Origin of the sequence: Vibrio sp. D54 (assembly GCF_021728075.1) — a bacterium.
GTDB classification, from domain to species: Bacteria; Pseudomonadota; Gammaproteobacteria; order Enterobacterales; family Vibrionaceae; genus Vibrio; species Vibrio alginolyticus.
On the sequence record NZ_JAKKCS010000025.1, the window covers coordinates 1 to 23,541 of the forward strand.

The 23,541-nt window shown below is 44.3% G+C and carries 24 protein-coding genes and 1 rRNA gene; 4 read left to right on the plus strand and 21 right to left on the minus strand.

What is annotated here, in order from left to right:
• The 8 genes from L3V37_RS22285 to dusA form a co-directional block, all read right to left on the minus strand.
• A 16S ribosomal RNA gene (locus L3V37_RS22285) occupies positions 1–93 on the minus strand; the annotation flags it as partial.
• A 597-nt stretch (positions 94–690) separates the two neighbouring features.
• Entirely contained in the window at positions 691–1,470 is a 780-nt protein-coding gene (locus L3V37_RS22290) for a phosphoadenylyl-sulfate reductase (RefSeq protein ID WP_054729680.1), read from the minus strand.
• Positions 1,463–3,199: an assimilatory sulfite reductase (NADPH) hemoprotein subunit gene (cysI, locus tag L3V37_RS22295; RefSeq protein ID WP_237307142.1), complete on the minus strand. Its 1,737-nt coding sequence runs from the start codon at positions 3,197–3,199 to the stop codon at positions 1,463–1,465. The genes L3V37_RS22290 and cysI overlap by 8 nt, the downstream gene beginning before the upstream one ends.
• Entirely contained in the window at positions 3,199–5,070 is a 1,872-nt protein-coding gene (locus tag L3V37_RS22300; RefSeq protein WP_005381262.1) for an assimilatory sulfite reductase (NADPH) flavoprotein subunit, read from the minus strand. The genes cysI and L3V37_RS22300 overlap by 1 nt, the downstream gene beginning before the upstream one ends.
• A gap of 117 nt (positions 5,071–5,187) precedes the next feature.
• Positions 5,188–5,418, minus strand: coding sequence for a hypothetical protein (locus L3V37_RS22305; RefSeq protein ID WP_005381264.1), 231 nt, complete (start codon positions 5,416–5,418; stop codon positions 5,188–5,190).
• Positions 5,419–5,575: 157 nt separating this feature from the next.
• Positions 5,576–6,235, minus strand: coding sequence for a TIGR04219 family outer membrane beta-barrel protein (locus L3V37_RS22310; protein ID WP_237307143.1), 660 nt, complete (start codon positions 6,233–6,235; stop codon positions 5,576–5,578).
• A 98-nt stretch (positions 6,236–6,333) separates the two neighbouring features.
• Complete coding sequence (gene pspG, locus L3V37_RS22315) at positions 6,334–6,549, minus strand: envelope stress response protein PspG (protein WP_005381266.1); 216 nt, start codon at positions 6,547–6,549, stop codon at positions 6,334–6,336.
• A gap of 164 nt (positions 6,550–6,713) precedes the next feature.
• Positions 6,714–7,694 carry a tRNA dihydrouridine(20/20a) synthase DusA gene (gene dusA, locus L3V37_RS22320; protein WP_017821727.1) on the minus strand — a complete coding sequence of 327 codons (981 nt, stop codon included), beginning with the start codon at positions 7,692–7,694 and terminating at the stop codon, positions 6,714–6,716.
• A 321-nt stretch (positions 7,695–8,015) separates the two neighbouring features.
• Here dusA and zur point away from each other — a divergent pair, with 321 nt between their 5' ends.
• A complete protein-coding gene (zur, locus tag L3V37_RS22325) occupies positions 8,016–8,480 on the plus strand; it encodes a zinc uptake transcriptional repressor Zur (protein WP_237307158.1) in 465 nt (154 codons plus the stop codon).
• Between the two features lie 9 nt (positions 8,481–8,489).
• Positions 8,490–8,951 (plus strand): chemotaxis protein CheX, encoded by a 462-nt coding sequence (locus L3V37_RS22330; protein WP_005381269.1) that lies wholly within the window; start codon positions 8,490–8,492, stop codon positions 8,949–8,951.
• Between the two features lie 98 nt (positions 8,952–9,049).
• On the opposite strand, the gene pgi is transcribed toward L3V37_RS22330, so the two are convergent.
• Positions 9,050–10,702 (minus strand): glucose-6-phosphate isomerase, encoded by a 1,653-nt coding sequence (pgi, locus tag L3V37_RS22335; protein WP_130545459.1) that lies wholly within the window; start codon positions 10,700–10,702, stop codon positions 9,050–9,052.
• Between the two features lie 306 nt (positions 10,703–11,008).
• Between pgi and L3V37_RS22340 the strand changes: the two genes are divergently transcribed.
• On the plus strand, positions 11,009–11,428 hold the full coding sequence (locus L3V37_RS22340) for a secondary thiamine-phosphate synthase enzyme YjbQ (RefSeq protein WP_005381271.1): 420 nt from the start codon (positions 11,009–11,011) through the stop codon (positions 11,426–11,428).
• Positions 11,429–11,466: 38 nt separating this feature from the next.
• On the opposite strand, the gene alr is transcribed toward L3V37_RS22340, so the two are convergent.
• Positions 11,467–12,543: an alanine racemase gene (gene alr, locus L3V37_RS22345; RefSeq protein WP_237307160.1), complete on the minus strand. Its 1,077-nt coding sequence runs from the start codon at positions 12,541–12,543 to the stop codon at positions 11,467–11,469.
• Between the two features lie 13 nt (positions 12,544–12,556).
• Positions 12,557–13,957, minus strand: a complete 1,401-nt coding sequence (locus tag L3V37_RS22350; protein ID WP_005382759.1) for a replicative DNA helicase — start codon at positions 13,955–13,957, stop codon at positions 12,557–12,559.
• A gap of 221 nt (positions 13,958–14,178) precedes the next feature.
• Between L3V37_RS22350 and L3V37_RS22355 the strand changes: the two genes are divergently transcribed.
• Complete coding sequence (locus L3V37_RS22355; RefSeq protein ID WP_005381276.1) at positions 14,179–14,943, plus strand: DUF481 domain-containing protein; 765 nt, start codon at positions 14,179–14,181, stop codon at positions 14,941–14,943.
• A gap of 77 nt (positions 14,944–15,020) precedes the next feature.
• Here L3V37_RS22355 and rplI read toward each other — a convergent pair whose 3' ends face one another.
• The 10 genes from rplI to L3V37_RS22405 form a co-directional block, all read right to left on the minus strand.
• Positions 15,021–15,473: a 50S ribosomal protein L9 gene (rplI, locus tag L3V37_RS22360; protein ID WP_005381278.1), complete on the minus strand. Its 453-nt coding sequence runs from the start codon at positions 15,471–15,473 to the stop codon at positions 15,021–15,023.
• A gap of 33 nt (positions 15,474–15,506) precedes the next feature.
• Positions 15,507–15,734, minus strand: a complete 228-nt coding sequence (rpsR, locus tag L3V37_RS22365) for a 30S ribosomal protein S18 (RefSeq protein ID WP_000090472.1) — start codon at positions 15,732–15,734, stop codon at positions 15,507–15,509.
• Between the two features lie 16 nt (positions 15,735–15,750).
• Positions 15,751–16,053, minus strand: coding sequence for a primosomal replication protein N (priB, locus tag L3V37_RS22370; protein ID WP_005381298.1), 303 nt, complete (start codon positions 16,051–16,053; stop codon positions 15,751–15,753).
• Positions 16,054–16,061: 8 nt separating this feature from the next.
• Positions 16,062–16,451, minus strand: coding sequence for a 30S ribosomal protein S6 (gene rpsF / locus L3V37_RS22375; RefSeq protein ID WP_005381299.1), 390 nt, complete (start codon positions 16,449–16,451; stop codon positions 16,062–16,064).
• 244 nt (positions 16,452–16,695) lie between these two features.
• Entirely contained in the window at positions 16,696–17,367 is a 672-nt protein-coding gene (rpe, locus tag L3V37_RS22380; RefSeq protein ID WP_005381300.1) for a ribulose-phosphate 3-epimerase, read from the minus strand.
• A gap of 92 nt (positions 17,368–17,459) precedes the next feature.
• Positions 17,460–18,299, minus strand: coding sequence for a Dam family site-specific DNA-(adenine-N6)-methyltransferase (locus tag L3V37_RS22385; protein WP_005381301.1), 840 nt, complete (start codon positions 18,297–18,299; stop codon positions 17,460–17,462).
• 69 nt (positions 18,300–18,368) lie between these two features.
• Positions 18,369–19,880 carry an SPOR domain-containing protein gene (locus tag L3V37_RS22390; RefSeq protein WP_237307144.1) on the minus strand — a complete coding sequence of 504 codons (1,512 nt, stop codon included), beginning with the start codon at positions 19,878–19,880 and terminating at the stop codon, positions 18,369–18,371.
• Positions 19,881–19,932: 52 nt separating this feature from the next.
• Positions 19,933–21,033: a 3-dehydroquinate synthase gene (gene aroB / locus L3V37_RS22395; RefSeq protein ID WP_005381318.1), complete on the minus strand. Its 1,101-nt coding sequence runs from the start codon at positions 21,031–21,033 to the stop codon at positions 19,933–19,935.
• A 32-nt stretch (positions 21,034–21,065) separates the two neighbouring features.
• Positions 21,066–21,584 carry a shikimate kinase AroK gene (gene aroK, locus L3V37_RS22400; protein ID WP_005381319.1) on the minus strand — a complete coding sequence of 173 codons (519 nt, stop codon included), beginning with the start codon at positions 21,582–21,584 and terminating at the stop codon, positions 21,066–21,068.
• A 187-nt stretch (positions 21,585–21,771) separates the two neighbouring features.
• A complete protein-coding gene (locus L3V37_RS22405) occupies positions 21,772–23,517 on the minus strand; it encodes a type IV pilus secretin PilQ (protein ID WP_237307146.1) in 1,746 nt (581 codons plus the stop codon).
• Between the last annotated feature and the right edge of the window lie 24 nt (positions 23,518–23,541).

The following is a 23,541-nucleotide window of genomic DNA, read 5'->3' on the forward strand; positions in this document are numbered from 1 at the left end:
CCCGAAGGTTCAGATAACTCGTTTCCGCTCGACTTGCATGTGTTAGGCCTGCCGCCAGCGTTCAATCTGAGCCATGATCAAACTCTTCAATTTAAGATTTTGTTCGGCTCAATGAATACTGAACATTTCTTTCGCTAATAAATAGCAGAAGTAATGTTTGAATTGACTGTGCTGAATCTTTCGATTCAATGGTCACTTCGTTTCATTGAAACCTAATTTGATACCGAAGTATCGAATTGGATTATCATCAACGAGTGCCCACACAGATTGATAGGTCTATATTGTTAAAGAGCAACTCTTCTTTGTGATTAACATCACTTCGGAAGAGGCGGCCATTCTAGCGAGATAATTTATTGTGTCAAACACTTTTTCAAATTATTTCGTTTTTCTTTTCAGCCTTGCCGACTTTGCTTAAACCCTTGTGAGCCCTTGCCCTGTCGACGAGGAGGCATTATAGAGATCGCGCTCACATTGGCAAGTGTTATTTTTCAAAAATTGCAAAAATAATAGTTAAACGATGAGTTTTCGATCAAACCTTTATTTATTCAACTTTACCCCAAACTATCACACAACTTATCCACAGAGTTGTTCTTTGAGACGTGTTTTTCAAGTACCATAAATAAAGAAAGCTGCTTTATTGCAGCTATCTTTATTAAACTTAACCTAAACTCTATTTAAAGAGCATTATGGCTATATGCCAGACCCATCTTGTTCAGAGCCATCATCTTCGTGTAGGCCACATTCTCGCTTTAAGCCAAAGAATCGAGTTTCTTCCTCTGACATTCCCGGCTCCCATTTACGAGTAGTATGTGTATCACCAACTGAAAGGTAACCTTCATCCCACAATGGGTGGTATTTAAGGCCGTGTTGTTCTAAGTAGTAATGAACGTCTTTATTAGTCCAATCAATTACTGGTAGAAATTTAAACACACCGTTCTGAATTGATAGAATCGGTAAACCTGCACGAGATTTACTTTGCTCTCGACGCAGTCCAGAGAACCACGTTCCAACATTAAGCTCTTTTAACGCTCGACGCATCGGCTCAACTTTATTGAGCTTGTTGTATTTTTCAATTCCCTCTACGCCCTGCTCCCATAATTTTCCATATCGAGCTTCTTGCCAATTCGCACTTTCTTTGGCTCGATAAACTTTTAAATTTAGGTTGAGAGCATCTGTCAGCTCATCGATAAATCGGTACGTCTCAGCAAACAGGTAACCAGTATCGGTTAGAATGACGGGGATGTCCGTTTTGGCGCGAGTAACTAAATGAAGCATAACCGCGGCTTGAATACCAAAACTAGAAGAAACCGCGAACTCGCCTTCTAGATTATCTAAAGCCCACGCTACTCTCTCTTGTGCTGAAAGCTTTTCGAGCTCGACATTAATTTGAGCAAGACGGAGGATTTGCTCCGTCTTTGTTAATGTCAGTAACTCTGTAAGCTCCAACTTGGATGCTACAGAATCAAGCATGAAAGTCCCTCTTTGATACGAGCACTTCTTGGATAATGCCAGCACGAATAGTGAAATCGCCAAAGGCTTCGCCTTCTTCACGCTCTTTCGACCATCGAGCCACCAGCAGATCAATCTCTTCTAAGATTTGCTTATCCGTGATGTTCTCTTTATACATTTTTGGTACTCGAGTACCGGCACGGTTACCACCTAGGTGTAAATTGTAACGACCTGGCGCTTTACCAACTAGACCAATTTCAGCCAACATTGCACGACCACAACCATTTGGACACCCAGTTACACGCAAAATGATGTTGTCATTTTCTGGTAGGTTGTGCTTCTCCAGAATCCCCTCCACATCAGTAACAAACTGAGGAAGGAAACGTTCAGCTTCTGCCATCGCTAGCGGGCAAGTTGGAAAAGCAACACAAGCCATTGAGTTCTTACGCTGTTCACTTACGCCGTCGTCCATTAAGCCATGTTCACGAGCGATCTTTTCAATTTTCGCTTTTTCGTTTTTAGGTACACCCGCAACAATTAGGTTTTGGTTTGCTGTCATGCGGAAATCGCCTTTGTGGATTTTGGCAATTTCAGCAACACCCGTCTTAAGTGGTTTACCTGGAAAGTCTAATAAGCGACCGTTTTCGATGAAAAGCGCTAAATGATATTTACCATCAATTCCTTCTACCCAGCCAATACGGTCACCACGTTCTGTGAATTCATATGGACGGCTTTGCTCAAACTTAACACCAGCGCGTTTCTCGACTTCCGCTTTAAAGACATCGCTACCTACACGATCCAATGTGTATTTGGTTTTTGCGTTCTTACGGTTTGAACGGTTACCCCAGTCGCGCTGAGTTGTGACAACCGCAGCCGCCACATCAAGTGTTTTTTCTAGTGGGATGAAACCGAAATCGTCCGCACGGCGTGGGTAGGTTGACGTATCGCCATGCGTCATCGCTAAGCCGCCGCCGACCAGGACGTTAAAACCAACCAGCTTGCCGTTATCTGCAATCGCTACGAAGTTGAGATCGTTAGCGTGTACATCTACGTCATTTTGCGGTGGGATAACCACTGTGGTTTTAAACTTACGTGGTAAGTAGTTCTTGCCTAGAATCGGTTCGTCTTCTTCCGTGCTTTCTACTTTTTCACCGTCTAGCCAAATCTCTGCATAAGCGCGTGTTTTCGGAAGCAGGTGTTCACTGATTCTCTTCGCCCATTCGTAAGCTTCTTGGTGTAACTCTGACTCCACTGGGTTAGTGGTACACAACACGTTACGGTTTACATCACCCGCGGTTGCAATCGAATCAATACCAATACTGTTGAGCGTTTGATGCATCAACTTAATATTCGGTTTTAATACCCCATGAAACTGGAACGTTTGGCGAGTCGTCAGACGAATACTTCCATATAAAGAGTGCTCCGTTGCGAACTTGTCGATCGCTAACCATTGCGTTGGCGTGATGATGCCTCCAGGCATACGAGCACGAAGCATCACATTATGTAATGGTTCCAGTTTTTGCTTTGTGCGTTCATTACGGATATCACGATCGTCTTGTTGATACATACCGTGGAAACGAATTAACTGGAAGTTGTCGGCAGTAAAGCCACCAGTAATACGGTCCTGTAAATCTTGCTCAATGGTGCCACGTAATAAGTTGCTTTCTCGCTTCAGGCGCTCGTTATCAGATAGCGACCCTAACTCTTCACCTAATACAACCTGCTTATTATTGTCCGTAGAAAAAGTCATTAGTACACATCCCTCTGATAACGTTTCGCTTTACGTAGGTCATTAATAAATTGTTCTGCATCGTCACGCGGCATCTTGCCTTCTTGTTCAGCAACGATAACCAATGCGTCGTGCACATCTTTTGCCATACGCGTTGCATCACCGCAGACATAGATATAAGCGCCTTCTTGGATCCACTGCCACACTTGAGCTGCGTTTTCTAAGATGCGATGTTGTACGTAAACCTTTTCTACTTGGTCACGACTAAAGGCAACATCCAATCGGCTTAGTACTCCTGACTTGAGATACTTTTGCCATTCCACTTGGTACAAGAAGTCTTGAGTGAACGTGCGATCACCAAAGAACAACCAGTTTTTGCCTTCAGCATCGCGGTTTTCACGCTCCTGAATAAAACTACGGAATGGTGCGATCCCTGTGCCAGGACCAACCATGATAATTGGAGTGCTATCATCTTCCGGCAGTTTGAAGTTGTTGTTATGCTCGACAAATACTTTAACTTCATCTCCCTCTTCGAGACGCTGTGCTAAGAAACTAGACGCTCCACCATATCGTTTTTCGTCGTTTTGTTCGTACTCAACCAAAGCAACCGTTAGGTGTACTTCTTCATCGACCTCTTCTTGGCTTGATGCAATAGAGTAAAGGCGTGGAGTAAGACGACGAAGCAAACCAATCAACTCATCTGCGGTTAACTTGGTTTTCTTTTCTGCCAGTACATCAACGATTTGAGTATTTGCAGAGTACTCGCGAAGCTTATCTTTATCTTCCACTAACTTTTGTAGCTTCTTGCTACCGGATAACTCGGCAAACTTTGTGATGAGCTGCGGGTTAGATGTTGTGATTTCATATTTACTCACGAGAGCACTGTGGATTGACAAGCTTTCACCATCAACGTCAACAGTCTCAACCCCAGACAAACCGACCTTACCAAGAATGGCATTTGCAAGTTCCGAGCTATTTTCAAACCACACACCTAGTGCATCACCTGGCTGATACGTTAAGCCCGAGCCTTCTAAGTCGATTTCTATATGACGAACGTCTTTTCCAGAGTCACGGCCCGTGATTTTTTGACTGGTCAATAACGTCGCAGTGTACGGATTTTGTTTATTGTAAGGAGAGTGCGCAGTCGCAGCTTGACCCACAGGAAGTTGAACCACATCCGCTTCAGAGCCAGAAGACAGTGTATCTTTTACCTTGTCTAACGCATTCTTACGCCATTCAGTTGCAGGGGCTTCATAATCCACATCGCAATCAAGACGCTCGATAAATGGAGTCGCGCCTAGCTTTGATAGGTAAGTGTCGAAGTCTTTACCGGTCTGACAGAAGAACTCGTAGCTAGAATCTCCCAATGCAATAACACCATATTGCAGGTTTGGCAGCTTTGGAGCCTTCTTCGATTGCAAAAACTCATGTAGCTCAATGGCATTGTCTGGCGCTTCGCCTTCGCCGTTAGTCGATGCCACAATAATGACATGCGTTTCTTTGGCTAAGTTTTTACCTTTGTAATCGCTTGCATCAAAAAGTTCGACTGCAATTCCTTCTGCTTTTGCTTCCTGTTCCAGAGCTTCAGCAACACCTTTAGCATTGCCCGTTTGGGAAGCAAAAATAATACTCAGCTTACCTGCTGGCTTCGCTGATACGGCTGCCGTTGCTTGTGCAATTGGAGTTACCGCTGTGTTTGGTTGATTTTGAGCTAATCCCCAAAAATACCCACTGACCCAAGCAAGTTGCTGTGAAGACAACTCAGAGACAGTTTGTTGGAGTGAGCTAATTTGTTGGTCATTCAGAGGGCTTGCGATTGGAGGATTTCCTCCTTGCCCATTATTATCTTCAGACACATTCTTGTGAGAATACTCATTCTTTTGAAAAGACATTATCACGACATCCCTATTCATTGCGTGACGATAGAGTACCCACTCTCCTTAATAACAAGAAAGAATAGAAGTGAATGTTTTATAACTTTTTGGAAGTAAGAACGGCTTACTTTTTGCTCATCGGTCTTCAATGCGGACTTGTTGAAAGCCTACTGCCATTGCCGATTTTGACGCAGTATCCAAATCTTCATAAAGACATTCTTCGCCGTGACTGTCCGTTAGAAAAACAAAACCACCGCGCGCATGTCTGAACTCTACAACCCAACCACCCTCTTGGATTGCAGGCTCAATAATCGCTTCGATAAGCTGATTTTCACGGAATAGATGTCTTAGTTCATTTATTGTCATCGCTATCCCTGCTTTAACTTTCACATTGCTCCTAGGTAAGCATGGTCTAAGTCAGCCAAATAGGGAGAAATTTCGATTAGATATAATGAAGTGATATAAAAAAACGCCGCTTATAAAGCGACGTTTTAAGTAAATCGAATATCTAACATGGCTGAGTTTAGAACGCGTATTCCGCACTCACAAAGAAGCCGTTAGCAAAAATAAACTCTTTCCCTAGATCCGACATGAATTTATCGGACTCTAAATCAATCACACGGTAACCTCCTCGAAAAGCCAGTCGAGCTTTTTCGAGCGGTACATTGTATTGAACACCTGCCATGAAATCGGTGCTTTTAATACCTTTGTTGTCACCAAAGTTTATCTCACCAATCACATCAAAGTTTATATCCGGAACTTGAATTTCTGCGTAGCCATACCAAGCCCAAATCAGCTCATCAAATTCTTCTACACGCCTGCTTGAGCCAGCATCAATATATTTAGTGTCACTTAAATTACTGAACGTAAGACCCGCATCAAAGTGCAATAAATCATGCTCTAGAACGTGGTAATACAAGGTTAAATCGAGCTTATCGAACCCCATGTAATTCGCATCAACACTTGAGTAACGAAGGCGCGCATTAGGGACGTATTTAACATCATGTTCAATCGCCGCAAAAAAAGTGCCTGCGGTACTGCTATCTCGTCTCGCTTCATTAACTTTAGTGTCGGCAGCCCATACCTCTGCGCCGACTTTTGTCGATACAGAGTACTCTGCAAAAACAGGAAAAGATACTGCCAACGATAATGCCGTTAAAGCGATGTTCGCTTTATTTGTCATGTAGTATTTACTCCGAGATAGCTGATATTCACGTAGAGGACGTGAGAGGAAATATACCATATTCTCACGCCTCTCCATCAACTAAATGATGTTACTCATTATTTATAGCGGGGCTGAGCAACGTAATTCTTGAAGAACCAAATACCCAATGCAATCACGATTAACCATGGTAATAGTTTGAGTACCGCTCCAACCATTCCCAGTAAAAACATCACAACTAACGCAATACCAGTTGCTGCGAATACGGTCATCATTGTGATACCCGTAACCAACAAGGTCGCCGCAAAGACTAAAATAAAGATTAGCTCCAACATAATCACTTCTCCATTTGTTTTCAATAAACAGAGCAGTTTCCATACCAACTTACAGAAACGAAGTTAAGATTATGATTTTTAATAAAAAAACAAAGCCAGAGGCATTTCTGCACTCTGGCTTTACCATTCTTTAGTTGGTAATTTTAGCCATTCACTGGCGAATTTTACACATTCAATTCTTTTGGAATCTTAGCTAGCGCGTCTTGCAATACTTCTAGACCAGAACCTGGTTTGTGCGCATTTTCACTGATATGACGACGCCATTGACGAGCACCGGGCATGCTTTGGAACAAACCTAACATGTGGCGGGTAATATGACCAAGGTACGCACCTTTCGCTAATTGCGCTTCAATGTATGGGTACATCTCTTCAACAATTTCGCTGCGTTTCTTCACTGGAGCATTAGAGCCAAACAACTCTTGGTCTACCGATGCCAGTAAATATGGGCTTTGGTATGCTTCACGACCAATCATCACACCGTCAAGATGCTGAAGATGTGCTTTTGCTTCTTCTAATGATTTCACGCCACCGTTAATCGCAATCGTTAGGTGTGAGAAGTCTTGCTTCAATTGGTAAGCGCGTGGGTAATCCAATGGTGGGATCTCACGGTTTTCTTTTGGGCTTAGACCACTTAACCATGCTTTACGTGCGTGGATAGTGAACTGCTCACAGCCACCCTTTTCTGAAACAATAGAAACGAAATCCGTTAAGAACTCGTAAGAATCTTGATCATCAATACCAATGCGAGTCTTGACTGTTACAGGGATATCGACCACGTCTTTCATTGCTGCGACACAATCCGCAACTAACTGCGGTTCAGCCATTAGGCAAGCACCAAAGCGACCGTTTTGTACGCGGTCAGATGGACACCCCACATTTAGGTTAATCTCATCGTAGCCACGCTCTTGCGCTAGCTTGGCACACGTAGCCAAATCTGCTGGGTTTGAACCACCAAGTTGAAGGGCTAACGGATGCTCTTCTTCGTTATAAGCCAGGAAATCTCCTTTTCCATGAATGATCGCACCTGTCGTCACCATTTCAGTGTACAGCAGGGTTTCTTTGGTCATTAAGCGATGGAAGTAGCGACAATGACGATCAGTCCAATCTAACATTGGTGCTACGGAGAGCCTGCAAGAATGAGTCATGATATAAACACCCGTTTTTATGTTGCCAAGGTCGAGCGCAGCAGTACGCTCAAAAAATAAGTCGGGTATTGTATACCCAAGCACCTCTGGGTGCTAGTTTCAGCGAGAATGATTTGGTTGGCTGACTAGCCAAGTGCTTAGGAATACGCAGAAGTAATACGAATCTGTCATTCGTTGATTCATTCTGTGATGATTATTCCGCCTTCACACCACCACCGACTTGCTTTAATTCATGATTTTCGTTCTGATAGTGGGTAAAATGAAGCATTTCTAAACGAACTTCGTATAGAAATGATTTATCATAGAGCACGTCCGATAGTTATGGTGAAAGGTTTGACCCCAACAATCATTGAACAAATTGAAAGTATCTGCGCAGAGCGTGGAGTACGACTGACTCCGCAACGCCGACGCGTATTTGAACTCATTTGTTCTAATCGCCGCGCCTCAAGTGCGTATGAGCTATTGGAGCAACTAAAAGAGAGTGAGCCTCAGGCTAAGCCGCCCACTGTTTATCGAGCATTAGATTTTCTCCTAGAGCAAGGCTTCATCCACCGAGTGGAATCGACAAATAGCTTTATTACTTGTTGTTCTTTCAATACTCAGCAGCACTTTTTCCAATTACTAATTTGCGATAAATGTGGTGATGTCGTTGAACTCGAAGATGAGACGCTGATATCCTTGTTAGCCGAAAACGCCGAGAAGCATGGATTCAAACTGACCAACCAAGTTATTGAAACTCATGGTGAATGCCAGGCCTGTTCCTCCGAGACGAAAGAAAAAGTATAGAAGAACGTTATGCGCGCTGAATTTGTAAACCCGTTTTTAGCTTCTTTAATGAACGTGCTAAAAACTATGGCTTCTCTTGAGCTGAAGCCACAAAAACCGCGAATCAAAAAAGATGAGATCGCACGAGGTGACGTTTCTGGTCTGATTGGTATGGTAGGCCCACAAACTCGTGGTTCAATGTCGATCACCTTTGATGAAGCACTCGCCCTAGAAATCATGCAGAACATGCTTGGTGAACGTCCAAATGGGCTCAATGAAGAAGTGACCGATATGGTGGGTGAGATCACCAACATGGTTACTGGTGGTGCGAAACGCATTCTGGCAGAAAGTGGTTTTGACTTTGATATGGCAACACCGGTTGTGGTTTCGGGCCGAGGTCATACGATTCGCCACAAGTGTGAAGGCTCAATTATTATCATGCCTTTCTCTTCCCAATGGGGAAATGCCTTTATCGAAATTTGCTTCGAATAAAAGAGAAAAATAGGTTGGCACTGGCCAACCTATTTTGTTTTTGCCTCAGGCAATAAAAAGGTCAGCATTTGCTGACCTTTTCTTTATCTATTCAAACATTAAGCTTTGAACGCTTTAAATGCGTTGATTAGACCGTTTGTTGAGCTGTCATGCGAGCTGATTTGAGACTCATCTGCAAGCTCAGGTAGGATTTGGTTAGCCAGTTGTTTACCTAGCTCCACGCCCCACTGGTCAAAGCTGAAGATATTCCAGATAACTCCTTGTACGAAAATTTTGTGTTCGTACATTGCGATCAGGTTACCTAGCGTACGAGGCGTGATTTGCTTCACTAGAATAGAGTTTGTTGGACGGTTACCTTCAAACACTTTGAATGGCGCAATCGCTGCCACTTCTTCAGCATTCTTACCTACTTTCACCAACTCTTCTTTCACGGTTTCTTCATTTTTACCAAACGCTAGAGCTTCAGTTTGCGCGAAGAAGTTAGACATCAGTTTTTGGTGATGATCGCTAGCTGGGTTGTGGCTAATTGCAGGTGCAATGAAGTCACATGGGATAAGCTTAGTACCTTGGTGAATTAGCTGGTAGAACGCGTGCTGACCGTTGGTACCTGGTTCACCCCAAATGATTGGGCCAGTTTGGTAAGTTACAGCATTGCCGTCACGGTCAACGTATTTACCGTTTGACTCCATGTTACCTTGCTGGAAGTACGCTGCGAAACGGTGCATATACTGATCGTAAGGTAGGATAGCTTCTGACTCCGCACCGTGGAAGTTGTTGTACCAAATACCAATCAAAGCAAGAATCACTGGAATATTGCTTTCCAGATCTGTTGATACGAAGTGCTTGTCCATCTCGTGAGCACCATCAAGCAACTCAACAAAGTTGTCGAAACCTACTGCTAGTGCAATTGATAGACCGATCGCAGACCATAGTGAGTAACGGCCACCAACCCAGTCCCAGAATTCAAACATGTTCGCTGTATCGATACCAAATTCAGACACGGCAGTCGCGTTTGTTGAAAGCGCAGCAAAGTGTTTAGCCACATGAGCCTGATCACCCGCAGATTCTAGGAACCAATCACGAGCAGTGTGCGCGTTAGTCATGGTTTCTTGCGTTGTAAACGTCTTAGACGCGATCAAGAATAACGTCGTTTCTGGGTTAACTTTCTTCAACGTTTCAACGATGTGTGTACCATCAACGTTAGATACGAAGTGAAAGTTTAGATGATTTTTGTATGGCGCTAGAGCTTCCGTCACCATGTAAGGGCCAAGGTCAGAACCGCCGATACCGATGTTCACAATATCAGTAATTGCTTTGCCTGTGTAACCTTTCCATTCACCGCCGATAACGCGCTCAGTGAATGATTTCATTTTTTCTAGAACCGCGTTCACTGCTGGCATTACGTCTTCGCCGTCTACCATAACTGGAGTATTAGCGCGGTTACGTAGTGCAGTGTGAAGAACAGCGCGACCTTCTGTTTGGTTGATCGCTTCACCACTGAACATCGCTTCAATTGCAGATTTCAGCTCGGTCTCTTTCGCAAGAGCAAACAGATGCTTCAGAGTTTCCTCATTGATGAGGTTCTTTGAGTAATCGACTAGGATGTCTGAGCCGAAACGTGCAGAGTATTTGTCGAAACGCGCTGCGTCTTGAGCAAACAGCTCTTTAAGATCCATATCTTGTGCAGATTCGAAATGCGCCGTTAGCGCTTTCCAAGCTTGTGTTTGCGTTGGATTGATATTTTTCAACATGGTCTTTATCCCGATGTTACAGTAGGTTCCATTCCTTACAGTCTAGCGAAAACTGTGGAATCCCCGATTTAGCAAATAGAATATAAATTAGATGTTTGGGCAAATTGCCACAAAACAAGTCTTTGTAATTTTTTTTCAGGCGCCAATTATGACCGAGAGCTTTTACACTCACATTGAGTTAGGTCACGTTCCCTGCCCTGAAATTGAACAATTCATTTACGATGACAAGAATCATATCATTTACTAATGACAGGCTCTAATTGGAATAGGATAGACGCCAATTTATAAATTTCCAAAGGAACACGTATGTGGGCACAAAAAACACTGCAATTAAAAGCGAGAAGCCGCGGTTTTCACCTGATAACTGATGAAATTGAACAACAATTACCACAAATAAACGAACTTTCAGTAGGTTTATTACACTTATTTATTCAGCACACCTCCGCCAGTTTGACCTTAAATGAGAATGCTGATCCAACCGTGCGTATGGACATGGAAGCGCACTTCAATAAGTTTGTGCCAGAGCGTGCTCCTTATTATCAGCACACCTATGAAGGTGACGACGACATGCCGGCACATATTAAAGCATCACTGCTTGGCAGTAGTGTGACGGTACCAATCCAAAATGGTCGATTAGCTTTAGGAACATGGCAAGGTATTTACTTGGGTGAGCATCGAGACTTTGGTGGCGGCCGCCGCGTTATTGCTACGATTAACGGTGAGTAGATAAAACAAAGGCTAACCTTGGGTTAGCCTTTCGTTGTTTATTTGGAGTATTCCATCTCGACGCGAGGCGTTAGCTTAGTCACGAGTTCATACGCAATCGTACCAATGTGACCCGCCACTTTTTCTACTGGGAGCTCTTTCCCCCAAAGAATCGCTTCGTCGCTGACTTTATCCGTTGCGTCTGTTCCCAAATCGACCGTCAGCATATCCATGGAAACTCGACCTGCAATAGGTACTTTACGGCCATTAACCCACACCGGCGTACCGTTTGGAGCACTTCTTGGGTAACCGTCGCCATACCCTACAGCGATGACCCCAACTTTTGTATCTCGCTCACTGGTCCAAATACCACCATAGCCAACACTTTCGCCCTTCTTCACTTCACGTACCGCAATAAGGTGGGATTTAAGTGTCATGACAGGCTGATACCCAAGATCTTGCGCCGTTTTGTCATCGAATGGCGACACACCATACATGATAATACCCGGACGAACCCAATCTAAATGGCTTTGAGGCCATGCCAATAACCCCGCAGATGCCGCCAGTGAACGTTCCCCTTGGCAACCAGAAGTCAACGATTTAAACAGCTCAATCTGTTGTGGGGTAATATCGCTATCCAGCTCATCTGCACAGCCAAAGTGGCTCATGTAACGCAACGGTTTCGCTACATTTGGACACTCCTTCAGCCGCGTTACAAAGTCGTCATATTGTTCAGGACGAACCCCAAGGCGGTGCATGCCACTGTCAATCTTCAGCCACACGACAACCGGAGTTTCAAGGTCTGCTTGCTCCAAGGCGATAAGCTGCTCTTCACAGTGCACCACGGTTTGGATGTTGTTCGTCACAAGAACAGGTAAATCACCAGGAGAGTAAAAACCTTCTAGCAATAGAATCGGCTTTACTACTCCACAAGCGCGCAGTTGCAATGCTTCTTCAATGCGAGCCACGCCAAACGCATCCGCATGGTTAGCATGTTTTGCGACATGACGTAATCCGTGACCATAACCATTGGCCTTGACGACAGCCATCACTTTACTTTGTGGCGCTTGAGCTTTTACGCGCTGTAAGTTGTGCTGCAACGCAGACAAATCAATGCACGCCTTGGCCGCTTTCATATAGCTCATGGAATTACTCATCATCAATATCGAATGCAGGACCCGCGTAGTTGTCGAAACGCGAATGTTGACCTTGGAAAGTGAGGCGAACAGAGCCGATAGGACCGTTACGCTGTTTACCAATAATGATTTCGGCCGTACCTTTGTACGGACTATCTGGGTGATAAACCTCATCACGGTAGATGAACATGATCAAGTCGGCATCCTGCTCGATGGAACCGGATTCACGCAAGTCCGAGTTTACTGGTCGTTTATCCGCACGTTGCTCTAGGGAACGGTTTAGCTGCGACAGTGCCACAACAGGTACATTTAGCTCTTTTGCCAGCGCCTTAAGAGAGCGAGAGATCTCAGCAATCTCAAGAGTACGGTTATCGGTTAACGAAGGCACGCGCATCAACTGAAGGTAGTCGACCATGATCATAGATAGACCGCCATGTTCACGAGCGATACGGCGAGCGCGCGAACGCACTTCGGTCGGAGTTAGACCAGAGCTATCATCAATGTACATATTTTTCTTCTGCATCAGGATACCCATAGTAGAAGAAATACGCGCCCAATCTTCGTCATCTAGCTGACCCGTACGGATCTTGGTTTGGTCAACACGAGACAAAGAGGCCAACATACGCATCATCAACTGTTCAGCTGGCATCTCTAACGAGAAAATAAGTACGGGCTTTTCTTGTTGCATGGCCGCATTTTCACACAAGTTCATCGCAAAGGTCGTTTTACCCATCGATGGACGCGCTGCGACAATCACCAAATCAGAGCCTTGCAAACCTGCGGTTTTCTTATTGAGATCGGTGAAACCGGTATCGACCCCGGTAACACCATCTTGTGGCGTTTTATACAACAACTCGATACGTTCTAACGTCTTTTCGAGGATGTTGTCGACGTTTTGTGGTCCTTCGTTTTCACTAGTTCGAGACTCGGCGATAGCAAAAACTTTACTCTCAGCCATGTCTATTAAATCTTCAGAACTGCGACCTTGAGGGTCATAGCCCGCATCCGCAATTTCATTCGCGACACCAATAAGGCCACGAACAATCGCGCGCTCAGCGACAATATCAGCATACGCATTGATGTTAGCTGCACTTGGCGTATTCTTCGCCAAGTCAGCGAGGTAAGCAAAACCGCCTACATCTTCTAACAACTCGTGACGCTCTAGATATTCCGATAAAGTAATAAGATCGAGAGGTTTACCCGCTTCAAGAATGGTTTTTACACCTTCAAAAATCAGGCGGTGTGGACGACTATAGAAATCACTGCTCACAACACGTTCGGCAACGGTGTCCCAACGTTCATTATCCAGTAAAAGACCACCAATTACTGATTGCTCGGCTTCTAGTGAGTGAGGTGGCACTTTGATTGCGTCGACCTGACTGTCTGAAGGTTTGCGATTTCTGTTTTCCGCCATGACTTTGCTCGATAACTACTATTGACCCACGATTATAACCTTAACCTAACTGAGATGCTTCCCCGAAGCGACAATTACTTGTTAAGAAATCATCATGTGAACCACCCGGGTAATAGCCTGGTTCTTCCGCCTAGCTCTAATAAAAATTAACCTACCATTGACCCAACCAAATATCTGTATCAGTATCATGCCCCTCCTTTTTGATTACGTTCGAGGTTGATGTGTCCCGATACTGGTTACTTAGCTTTAGCCTACTGTGCGCTAGTGCATCGTATGCTGACGAATCAGTACAGCCAGAGCAAAATATTGATGTACCCGACCCACTAAAAACCGAGGTGGAGTTCGGCTATCAGGCTCACACAGGTAACACGGACTCTCGTTCCCTGAATGCTCGTTTGAGTGCTGAATATACGTCAGGTCGACACCGTTCTAACGGTGAATGGAAGTACTACAACTTGTACAAAGACGGTGAAGAAGATAAACGCTCATCCACCTATTCCCTACAGAGTGACTACAAGTTAGGCCCTAAGACGTATTTGTATGGCAGCTTTAAAGGAGTGGATTCTCGCTACAGTGCTTATTTTAAAGACTATACGTTGTCAGGTGGTTTGGGTTACCAGTTCTCCTACACTGAGAACTTCATTTTAGAGGTAGAAGTAGGCCCTGGTTTTCGCTATCAAGAGCCAAACTTAGACGAAATAGATGATGACGATATTGTCTTTCCCGATATCGTTAGAGAAGGCATTTTTCGAGGAAATATCAACACAACTTGGCATGCATTGGATAATTTAAGTTTCGCAGCTGATATTACGTTGGTAACAGGTAGAAGTAACACACGTACTGATAGTGAACTCAGTGTAACCAATGATATTACTGAAGATATTGCACTGAAACTGGCGCACTCTCGTCAGTATCACGATAAAGTGCCTGAAGGCTTAAGCAAAGCAGACAGCGTATTTTCCGTTAATTTACTTTTCGCTTTTTAACCCTTTTTCTCTCAGTTTTAGAAATAAAAAAAGCACCTCCAAGGAGGTGCTTTTTAGTATTTCGTCTTGATACTGAATTACTCAGCAGCAACAACTTGTAGGTTCACAGTTGCGAAAACTTCAGAGTGAAGTTGAACGCTGATCTCGAACTCACCAGTTGTACGTAGAGCACCTTCAGGAAGGCGAACTTCGCTCTTAGCAACTTCAACGCCTGCAGCTGTGATAGCGTCAGCGATGTCACGAGTACCGATAGAACCGAATAGTTTGCCTTCGTCACCAGCTTTAGAAGCGATAACTACAGCTTCTAGAGCGTTAACTTTCTCTGCGCGAGCTTCTGCAGCAGCTAGTTGCTCAGCAACTTTAGCTTCTAGTTCAGCACGACGAGCTTCAAACATTTCAACGTTAGCTTTAGTTGCCATAACTGCTTTACCTTGTGGGATAAGGAAGTTACGAGCGTAGCCAGATTTAACGTTTGCAGTATCGCCAAGACCACCTAGGTTACCAATTTTATCAAGTAGAATAACTTGCATTGCTTAATCCTCTTTCTTAATAAAATGAACCGATTACTGATGCTTGTCAGTGTACGGTAGTAGAGCTAGGTAGCGTGAACGCTTGATAGCACGTGCTAGTTGACGCTGGTACTTAGCGCTTGTACCAGTGATACGGCTAGGTACGATTTTACCAGCTTCAGTGATGTAGTTTTTAAGAGTTGCTACGTCTTTGTAATCAATCTCTTGTACGCCTTCTGCAGTGAAACGGCAGAATTTACGACGACGGAAGAAACGAGCCATGGGCTATCTCCTGATCTTAAATTTGAGTAATGTTGTCGGCGTGTAACACTAATTTTCCCACGCCATTTCGGCCGGTTTGATAAGTGACAAAACCACTTACCTTAATGTTACTGCCTTGAACTAAATTCTGAGTTAGTGCTTGTGACCCAAGCCCGCTGACGACTACCGGCATACGACAATAAACTTGTCGAGGTAAGTCAGCTTCGATAATAGTAGAGCGATGCTCCAGCCAAAACCGACAGTGTTCAATGCCACCAGGGCTTTTACTACGAATGGGCGGTTTGGCAATGGTGCCGCTCAGCTCCATTCGATTGGCCATAAGAAAACTTACTCAGCAGCTTCTGACTTAGCTTCAGGCTTAGCTTCAGAACGCTCTTCACGACGTGGAGCACGCTCTTCTTTTTGCTTAAGCATGATAGATTGCTCAGTGATCGCTGCTTTAGTACGCATGATCATGTTACGTAGAACTGCATCGTTGAAACGGAAAGCAGTTTCTAGCTCATCAATTACAGCTTGGTCAGCTTCAACGTTCATAAGAACGTAGTGAGCTTTGTGAAGCTTGTTGATTGGGTAAGCCAGTTGACGACGGCCCCAGTCTTCTAGACGGTGGATTTTACCGCCAGCTTCAGTGATTGAACCAGTGTAACGCTCGATCATGCCAGCAACTTGCTCGCTTTGATCTGGGTGCACCATGAATACGATTTCGTAATGACGCATTGGTTGCTCCTTACGGATTATTCAGCTTCCACAAATGGCTCAGTCGTCCAGAGGAAGCAAGGAACTAAAGATAATTGACTGAGTTTAAGGAGCACGAATAGTACAGAAAGGGCGTAAAATAGGCAAGTGATTATTTGCTCATCGCAGCGGATATTTAATTTCTTCTAATACTAGAAAACACAAAGGCTGCCAACAACATGGCAGCCTTTAAAATCAGTGTGTTATTGCGCTGGCTTATCGGTGCTTATTTAACTTCAGCCAGTTCAGCGCGCATTTGATCGATCACTTGTTTGTAATCTGGCTCACCGAAAATCGCCGAGCCTGCGACAAACATGTCTGCGCCCGCTTCTGCAATTTCACGAATGTTGTCAACCTTCACACCGCCATCGATTTCTAAGCGGATATCACGACCAGACTCGTCAATCATCTTACGAACGGCACGCAGTTTATCTAGTGTATGAGGAATGAATGATTGACCACCAAAACCAGGGTTTACCGACATCAGTAGAATCATGTCGACTTTATCCATAATAAACTCAAGACTTGCAAGTGGCGTTGCTGGGTTTAGTACCACACCAGCCTGACAGCCGTGCTCTTTAATTAACTGCAGTGTACGGTCTACATGATCAGAAGCTTCTACATGGAACGTAATCATCGACGCACCCGCTTTTGCGAAATCAGGAATAATACGGTCAACGGGTTTCACCATTAGGTGAACATCGATTGGCGCTGTGATGCCATAATCGCGTAGTGCTTTACACACAGGCGCACCAAAAGTCAGGTTTGGTACATAGTGGTTATCCATAACGTCGAAATGCACCACATCCGCACCCGCTGCGAGTACTTTTTCTACATCTTCACCGAGACGAGCAAAATCTGCCGATAAAATGGATGGAGCAATAAGAAAATCTTTCATACCTGACCTCAGTAGTAATGAGCAAACAATCTGCGCGCAATTCTACCGAAGCCAGTGGGGAGATCCACTATTTAGATATAATAGTGTGAGAATTAAGAGTTTGATTTATCCATGTCTGGGGCATGAAAAAGCGCAAGTAGCTCATCAACTTTATTACGACCGTTACCATTACGGCTAATGGTACGCTTTACTTTTACCACATTAAGATCCGCACCGTGATACAACCGACGTGTCAAGGTAGTGTCGTGGTTAGAAATCAACACAGGAATGCCACGTTCAGTCGCTGTTCTTTCAGCAATGTCGGCTAATGCAGCTTGGTCGTCCAACGTGAAACCATTACCTGCGTATGAGGTGAAATTTGCCGTATTTGAAAGCGGCGCATAAGGTGGATCGCAATACACGACGCTCCCTTTGCGCGCACGACGAAATGTTTCAGGATAACCTTCACAAACAAACGTAGCTTTTTTGGCTTTTTCTGCAAAAAACTCCAATTCCGCCTCAGGGAAATACGGCTTTTTGTAAGAGCCAAACGGTACATTGAAGCCACCTTTTTTGTTGTAACGGCATAGGCCATTAAAACCAAAGCGGTTCATATACAAAAACGCTAAAGAGCGGTACATCACGTCATCGGTTTTATTAAACTCAGCGCGAATGTGTAGGTAGGCTTCTTTGCGGTTGTTCTCAGCGACAAACCAACGCTTCGCTTCAGAGATATACTCTTCAGGGCGTTCTTTCAGCAGGTTGTACAGATTGATCAAATCTGGATTGATATCTGCAAGTAGATAATGGTCATAATCGGTATTCAGAAACACTGAGCCCGCACCAACAAAAGGTTCAACTAGCTTTCGAGCCGGCGGCAAATGACGTTGGATGTCTTCAACCAGTCCGTATTTTCCTCCTGCCCATTTAAGAAAGGCTCGTTGCTTTTTCATCTACTGCTCTATCTATCGACCAAAAATTAAGGCTGCGGAATGTAACATATTTTTCAGGGAAGCTCAGGTTTATTTCACTCGTTCAATTTCACGGTGAACCTGACGGAGTGATTTTGCCCAAGGACTCACCGACTTAACCGAATCTGGCAAGCTTGCGACGGCATCACGAGCCATTTGAATTGTCGGATAATCTTGATATGTGATGATATACCACTCGGTGTCATTACGAACGGTAGGATAAATTCGCACTTGATTATTCAGTTGATGCTCATTGAGAAAGGATTGTACATCTTCCATTGAGGTCATAGCCGCGAGTTGTAAAGTATAAGCTCTTGGCGATAGCGCTTTTAGTTCTTCACGAGCAAATGAAAATTTCACAACAGGTTGGTTTGCCTCACCCTCTTCTGACTGAGCAGGTGCTTGCGTCATATCTTGATTCGGTTTTACGACTTTAATCAAAGGGGAGCTAGTTTCATCGGCGGTTTCTGTCTTCTCAGTACCTACGACATCATCAATCGCTTTTGTGTCTGCTGAATCAGCTTTACCTTCAAGCAATGCATCGACCACATTCGACTCAATCACCACTCTTTGTTGATTGTCATCACTGCCTACGCTCGCTACTTCTTCTGTCACTGCTGGCGGTAATGAATCAGAATCATCAACCGCACCAGACTTATCAAGACTGCTAGAGCCATCGGTTACAGGTTGCAGTGAAGACTGCGCTGCACTGATTCCTGACTCTTCAAAAGTTGGAATAGCCGTTTGCTCTAAACTGCCAGCAATTTGCTGCGCTTTATCATCAGGACTTGGTTGACTAAGCATCCACCAATAGCCACCAGCAGCAAGCAACAGTAATACTAATACCACCAACGCAATATTCAGGGGTGAACCGACAATCGAGCGGATAATGATCCGTTTTTCCACTTTCATCTCTCCTAACGCCATGATGTCACCCGGTACTGGGTCGACTTTTTTAAATGCATCTCGAACCCGTTTCTCAGACTCATCATCGACGTAGCGCGCAACAAGTGACTCAAAGAAACGACGAGCTTCCACTTCGGACAACATATCAATATCAAGCTCAACAGGCTTTATCTCTTGTCCATAACTGAGACGTGCTAGCAAACCTTCTAAACGTCCAGACTGTGTAAACAGTAAGACATTGATGGTCCAATTTGGCTTATGGTGCGCCTCTAAGACCAGCATCCAAAGCTCAGAGATAAGTGTCTCACTCAATAAATGCGCATCATCTACAACAATTGCAATGTCACACGGCTCATCACCTAAAAGCCTTTCAAGGCTATCAAGTAAAGGCTCTTGCTGATTAAACAATGCTTCTGAAACAAGTTGACTCAAAATAAGGACGCGATGCTGCACATCGTCTTGATTAGAATGACAAAGTAACAAACATTGATTCTTGTTACTGGCACCCACTTCAAGGTATCGCTGCGCTAACCAAGATTTGCCATACCCATCATGACCATTAATCGCAATGAGATTGGAACCAAAGTTAGTCAGTAGACCTAATCTATCAAGCAACTCGATTTGAGAATCTAATTCCAGTACGTGAGCAACACTCATCTAATAACCTTAATACACTACAAGAATGACGCCCAAAGGCGCCATTACAAGGTTAAATATCGCGACCGAAGTCTATTGCCTGTTTGAGTACGTCTTGTGTCGTATCAGCAATTACCTCGGCAGTGCCAATGCCTGTTGGCAAAACCAATCGTAATTGACCAGAGAGGACTTTCTTATCTCGCATCATGTGCTTGATGAAGTCATCGAAATTCATACTGTCTGGAGTATGCACAGGCAGTTTTGCACGACGCAAAATCGCAACAATACGCTCAAATTGCTCTTCCGAGATCAGACCGCGTAGATGCGACGTTTTGGCCGCCATAACAGTGCCGGAAGATACCGCTTCACCATGCAGCCAATTGCCATAGCCAAGTTCCGCTTCAATCGCATGACCAAAGGTGTGACCTAAGTTAAGCAAAGCACGGATGCCCGACTCTTTCTCATCCTGAGCCACCACTTCCGCTTTTATTTCACAGCAACGTGCGATCGCATAAGTTAGTGCTTCTTCATCCAACGCATACAAGCGCTCAAGATTGTCTTCTAACCATACAAAAAAATCTGCATCGTAAATAATGCCGTACTTAATGACTTCGGCGATACCCGCAGCGAACTCACGTTCAGGCAACGTCGACAGGCAGTTGGTATCAATGATCACTGCTTTAGGTTGGTAAAACGCACCTATCATGTTCTTACCCAACGGATGGTTAACCGCGGTTTTTCCACCAACCGAAGAGTCCACTTGGGATAGTAATGTGGTCGGTATTTGAATAAAGTCGACTCCACGCTGGTAACAGGCAGACGCAAAACCCACAAGGTCGCCAATAACACCACCACCTAACGCGATGATCACAACATCACGAGCATAACTCCCTTCCAGTAAGAAGTTCATGACTTGATTAAATACATCCAAGTTTTTGTACTGTTCACCGTCAGGCAATTCTAACAAGGATGCACTACAACCGAGCTGCTCGAGTTGCTTTAAAATTTTGTCTGCATACAAAGGCGCCACTGTGACATTACTGATCACAACAACTTTTTGTTTTGCATTTTTGTTTGAGAGAACTTGAGAGAGGTACGCCGGGTCCTCAAATAACCCGGCGCCAATAGAGATTGGGTAGCTACGCTCAGCTAGGTTGACCGTAATCCGTTCCATCGGTTTGCTCCAATTAAAAAAAAGATAAAGACTTATCTCTCTTCTAGCATTTTTACGATCTGGTTGGCTACCACTTTTGCACTTTGATCGTCAGTGCGAACAGTGTAATCCGCTACTTCTTCATATAAAGGATTACGTTCTTCAGCTAATTGCTCCAATACTTCGCGAGGGTTATCCGTTTGAAGTAAAGGACGCTTCTTGTCGCGGTTTGTACGCGCAAGTTGCTTTTCAATCGTCGTTTCTAAGTAAACAACAACACCACGTGCCGAAAGACGATTGCGGTTTTCTTTGCTCTTAACAGAGCCACCGCCAGTCGCAAGCACGATGCCTTGCTCTTGTGTTAGGTCTTCAAGTACCGCTTCTTCACGCTTGCGGAAGCCTTCTTCACCTTCTACATCAAAAACCCAAGAGATGTCTGCACCAGTGCGTTCTTCGATCACTGTATCGGAGTCAACAAACTCCATATGCAGTTGCTGTGCTAGATGTCTACCAATTGTACTTTTGCCGGCGCCCATTGGGCCAACAAGGAAAATATTACGTTTCTCAGCCATGTTTAGCAGTAATTTACAACATTGATTCAATAAGATCGCCACAAGAAAACACAGCTAAACTGCTGTTCTACAAGGCTTGTGGCACCAGTTCCTCACAGATAATTCGTGATAAGACCCGAAATTATCCAAGCATGGTGCCACTATTGCAACTTTATTTTTGATTTAATCAGTTTTTCCCGAGACAGAACTACTGAATCACCACCTTAGGCGTGACGAAAATTAACAGCTCACTTTTACCAACATTTTCATAACTTCGACGAAAAAGCGCACCTAATAGCGGAAGATCGCCCAACAAAGGCACTTTGTCCACCGAGTTAGTAATGCTGTGCTGAAAAATACCACCAAGAACTACCGTTTCACCGTTATTCACTAACACTTGCGTCCCGATACGTTGAGTATCAATTGCAACAGCTTCACCAGTGCCTGTCTTCACGACTTGTCCTGGTCTATCTTGCGTGACACTTAAATCCAATACTAAGCGGTTATCCGGTGTGATTTGCGGGGTTACCTTCAAACTTAATACCGCCTTTTTGAACGTCACCGTCGTTGCACCACTTGATGATGACTCAAGATAAGGAATCTCTGTACCTTGTTCGATATAGGCAGGTTTCTTATTGGTAGTGATCAAACGTGGGCTCGAGATAATCTCAGCTTTAGACTCTTGTTGCAGAGCAGAAAGCTCAAGATCCAACAAGGTGTCTGAACCTAACTTCGCAACTTGGAAAGCAAGACTGGTCGCATTCGGACTGGTTGCAGCTAAGTTTACATTTAGGAAGTCATCGATCCCTACTCCATCACCGTCACCACCGTCATCACCCCCTTCTCCATTATAGAGACCGATCGTGGCAAGGTTGTTCTCAATAGAACCGCCCACTGTATTACTGCCATTAATAGACGTAAAACCCCAACGAATACCTAGCTCGTCCATGTTACCTTCATTGATGGTCACAATACGCGCCTCAATTTGAACCTGTTTAACTGGAATATCCAAAGACTCAACAATTTCTCGAATCACCTCGATGTTTTCAGGTAACTCTCTAATCAATAACGAGTTAGTTCGCTCATCAATGGTCATACTGCCGCGCTCTGACAGCATGCTGATATTTCCTTCTCCATTGATCATCTCCGCAATGTCTGATGCTTTAGCAAAATTAACTTTGATGATTTCAGATGAAAGCTCTCCCATTTCTTCCGTCAGTTTTTGTTTTTCTAACTGCTGCTTCTCACGCAAGTCCAGCTCATCAGTCGGAGCAACTAAAATCACGTTGCCATCAACACGCTTATCTAACCCCTTAACTTGCAAAATAATATCCAGCACTTGCTGCCAAGGGACACCATCAAGACGAAGCGTGAGGTTGCCTTCTACAGAGTCGGAGACAACCAAATTGAATTGGTTGTAATCAGCAATAAGCTGCAAGACGTTTCGCACAGGAATATCTTGGAAGTTAATCGAAATAAGCTTACCTTCTCTTTCTAAAATGCTTTTATCTGGGGCTTTCTCATTAGGTTTGATCTTCGCTACTTTGATTTCCAAAAAACGCCCCGTTAAACGGTAATCATGCTTGTATTCTTCATTGATGTGCGCAACCAAGCGCGTCGTCGAGGTGTCGCGAAACACTTCTACGCTCTCAACCACAGTCGAAAAATCTTTCACGTCTAGGAGATACAATTGCTCGTCTTTTACTGAAGTGTTAAGCAAATCGATACTTAACCCTTCCTGTACACGCTTGATATCTACAATCGCGGCCGGTGACGCCAATTCGACGACAATCACGGCGTCTTTATCTTTATTAGTTCGAAAGTCGATACTTTTTAGGGCATTGGACGAAACTTCTTCAGCTGCCGCTAAAGGGGCTAAAAATACAAACAACCATAAGGAGAAGAGCCCAGTAAGTATCCTTGGTGTACGTGTTAATCCTTGTCTCATTTTCATTACTCAATATCAAAAATAAATGGG

What these genes read in the sequence shown, in the direction of transcription:
- L3V37_RS22290 (WP_054729680.1), bottom strand. Translation starts at nt 1,470, where the DNA reads ATGCTTGATTCTGTAGCATCCAAGTTGGAGCTTACAGAGTTACTGACA.
- cysI (WP_237307142.1), bottom strand. Translation starts at nt 3,199, where the DNA reads ATGACTTTTTCTACGGACAATAATAAGCAGGTTGTATTAGGTGAAGAG.
- L3V37_RS22300 (WP_005381262.1), bottom strand. Translation starts at nt 5,070, where the DNA reads ATGTCTTTTCAAAAGAATGAGTATTCTCACAAGAATGTGTCTGAAGAT.
- L3V37_RS22305 (WP_005381264.1), bottom strand. Translation starts at nt 5,418, where the DNA reads ATGACAATAAATGAACTAAGACATCTATTCCGTGAAAATCAGCTTATC.
- L3V37_RS22310 (WP_237307143.1), bottom strand. Translation starts at nt 6,235, where the DNA reads ATGACAAATAAAGCGAACATCGCTTTAACGGCATTATCGTTGGCAGTA.
- pspG (WP_005381266.1), bottom strand. Translation starts at nt 6,549, where the DNA reads ATGTTGGAGCTAATCTTTATTTTAGTCTTTGCGGCGACCTTGTTGGTT.
- dusA (WP_017821727.1), bottom strand. Translation starts at nt 7,694, where the DNA reads ATGACTCATTCTTGCAGGCTCTCCGTAGCACCAATGTTAGATTGGACT.
- zur (WP_237307158.1), top strand. Translation starts at nt 8,016, where the DNA reads ATGGTGAAAGGTTTGACCCCAACAATCATTGAACAAATTGAAAGTATC.
- L3V37_RS22330 (WP_005381269.1), top strand. Translation starts at nt 8,490, where the DNA reads ATGCGCGCTGAATTTGTAAACCCGTTTTTAGCTTCTTTAATGAACGTG.
- pgi (WP_130545459.1), bottom strand. Translation starts at nt 10,702, where the DNA reads ATGTTGAAAAATATCAATCCAACGCAAACACAAGCTTGGAAAGCGCTA.
- L3V37_RS22340 (WP_005381271.1), top strand. Translation starts at nt 11,009, where the DNA reads ATGTGGGCACAAAAAACACTGCAATTAAAAGCGAGAAGCCGCGGTTTT.
- alr (WP_237307160.1), bottom strand. Translation starts at nt 12,543, where the DNA reads ATGAAAGCGGCCAAGGCGTGCATTGATTTGTCTGCGTTGCAGCACAAC.
- L3V37_RS22350 (WP_005382759.1), bottom strand. Translation starts at nt 13,957, where the DNA reads ATGGCGGAAAACAGAAATCGCAAACCTTCAGACAGTCAGGTCGACGCA.
- rplI (WP_005381278.1), bottom strand. Translation starts at nt 15,473, where the DNA reads ATGCAAGTTATTCTACTTGATAAAATTGGTAACCTAGGTGGTCTTGGC.
- rpsR (WP_000090472.1), bottom strand. Translation starts at nt 15,734, where the DNA reads ATGGCTCGTTTCTTCCGTCGTCGTAAATTCTGCCGTTTCACTGCAGAA.
- priB (WP_005381298.1), bottom strand. Translation starts at nt 16,053, where the DNA reads ATGGCCAATCGAATGGAGCTGAGCGGCACCATTGCCAAACCGCCCATT.
- rpsF (WP_005381299.1), bottom strand. Translation starts at nt 16,451, where the DNA reads ATGCGTCATTACGAAATCGTATTCATGGTGCACCCAGATCAAAGCGAG.
- rpe (WP_005381300.1), bottom strand. Translation starts at nt 17,367, where the DNA reads ATGAAAGATTTTCTTATTGCTCCATCCATTTTATCGGCAGATTTTGCT.
- L3V37_RS22385 (WP_005381301.1), bottom strand. Translation starts at nt 18,299, where the DNA reads ATGAAAAAGCAACGAGCCTTTCTTAAATGGGCAGGAGGAAAATACGGA.
- L3V37_RS22390 (WP_237307144.1), bottom strand. Translation starts at nt 19,880, where the DNA reads ATGAGTGTTGCTCACGTACTGGAATTAGATTCTCAAATCGAGTTGCTT.
- aroB (WP_005381318.1), bottom strand. Translation starts at nt 21,033, where the DNA reads ATGGAACGGATTACGGTCAACCTAGCTGAGCGTAGCTACCCAATCTCT.
- aroK (WP_005381319.1), bottom strand. Translation starts at nt 21,584, where the DNA reads ATGGCTGAGAAACGTAATATTTTCCTTGTTGGCCCAATGGGCGCCGGC.
- L3V37_RS22405 (WP_237307146.1), bottom strand. Translation starts at nt 23,517, where the DNA reads ATGAAAATGAGACAAGGATTAACACGTACACCAAGGATACTTACTGGG.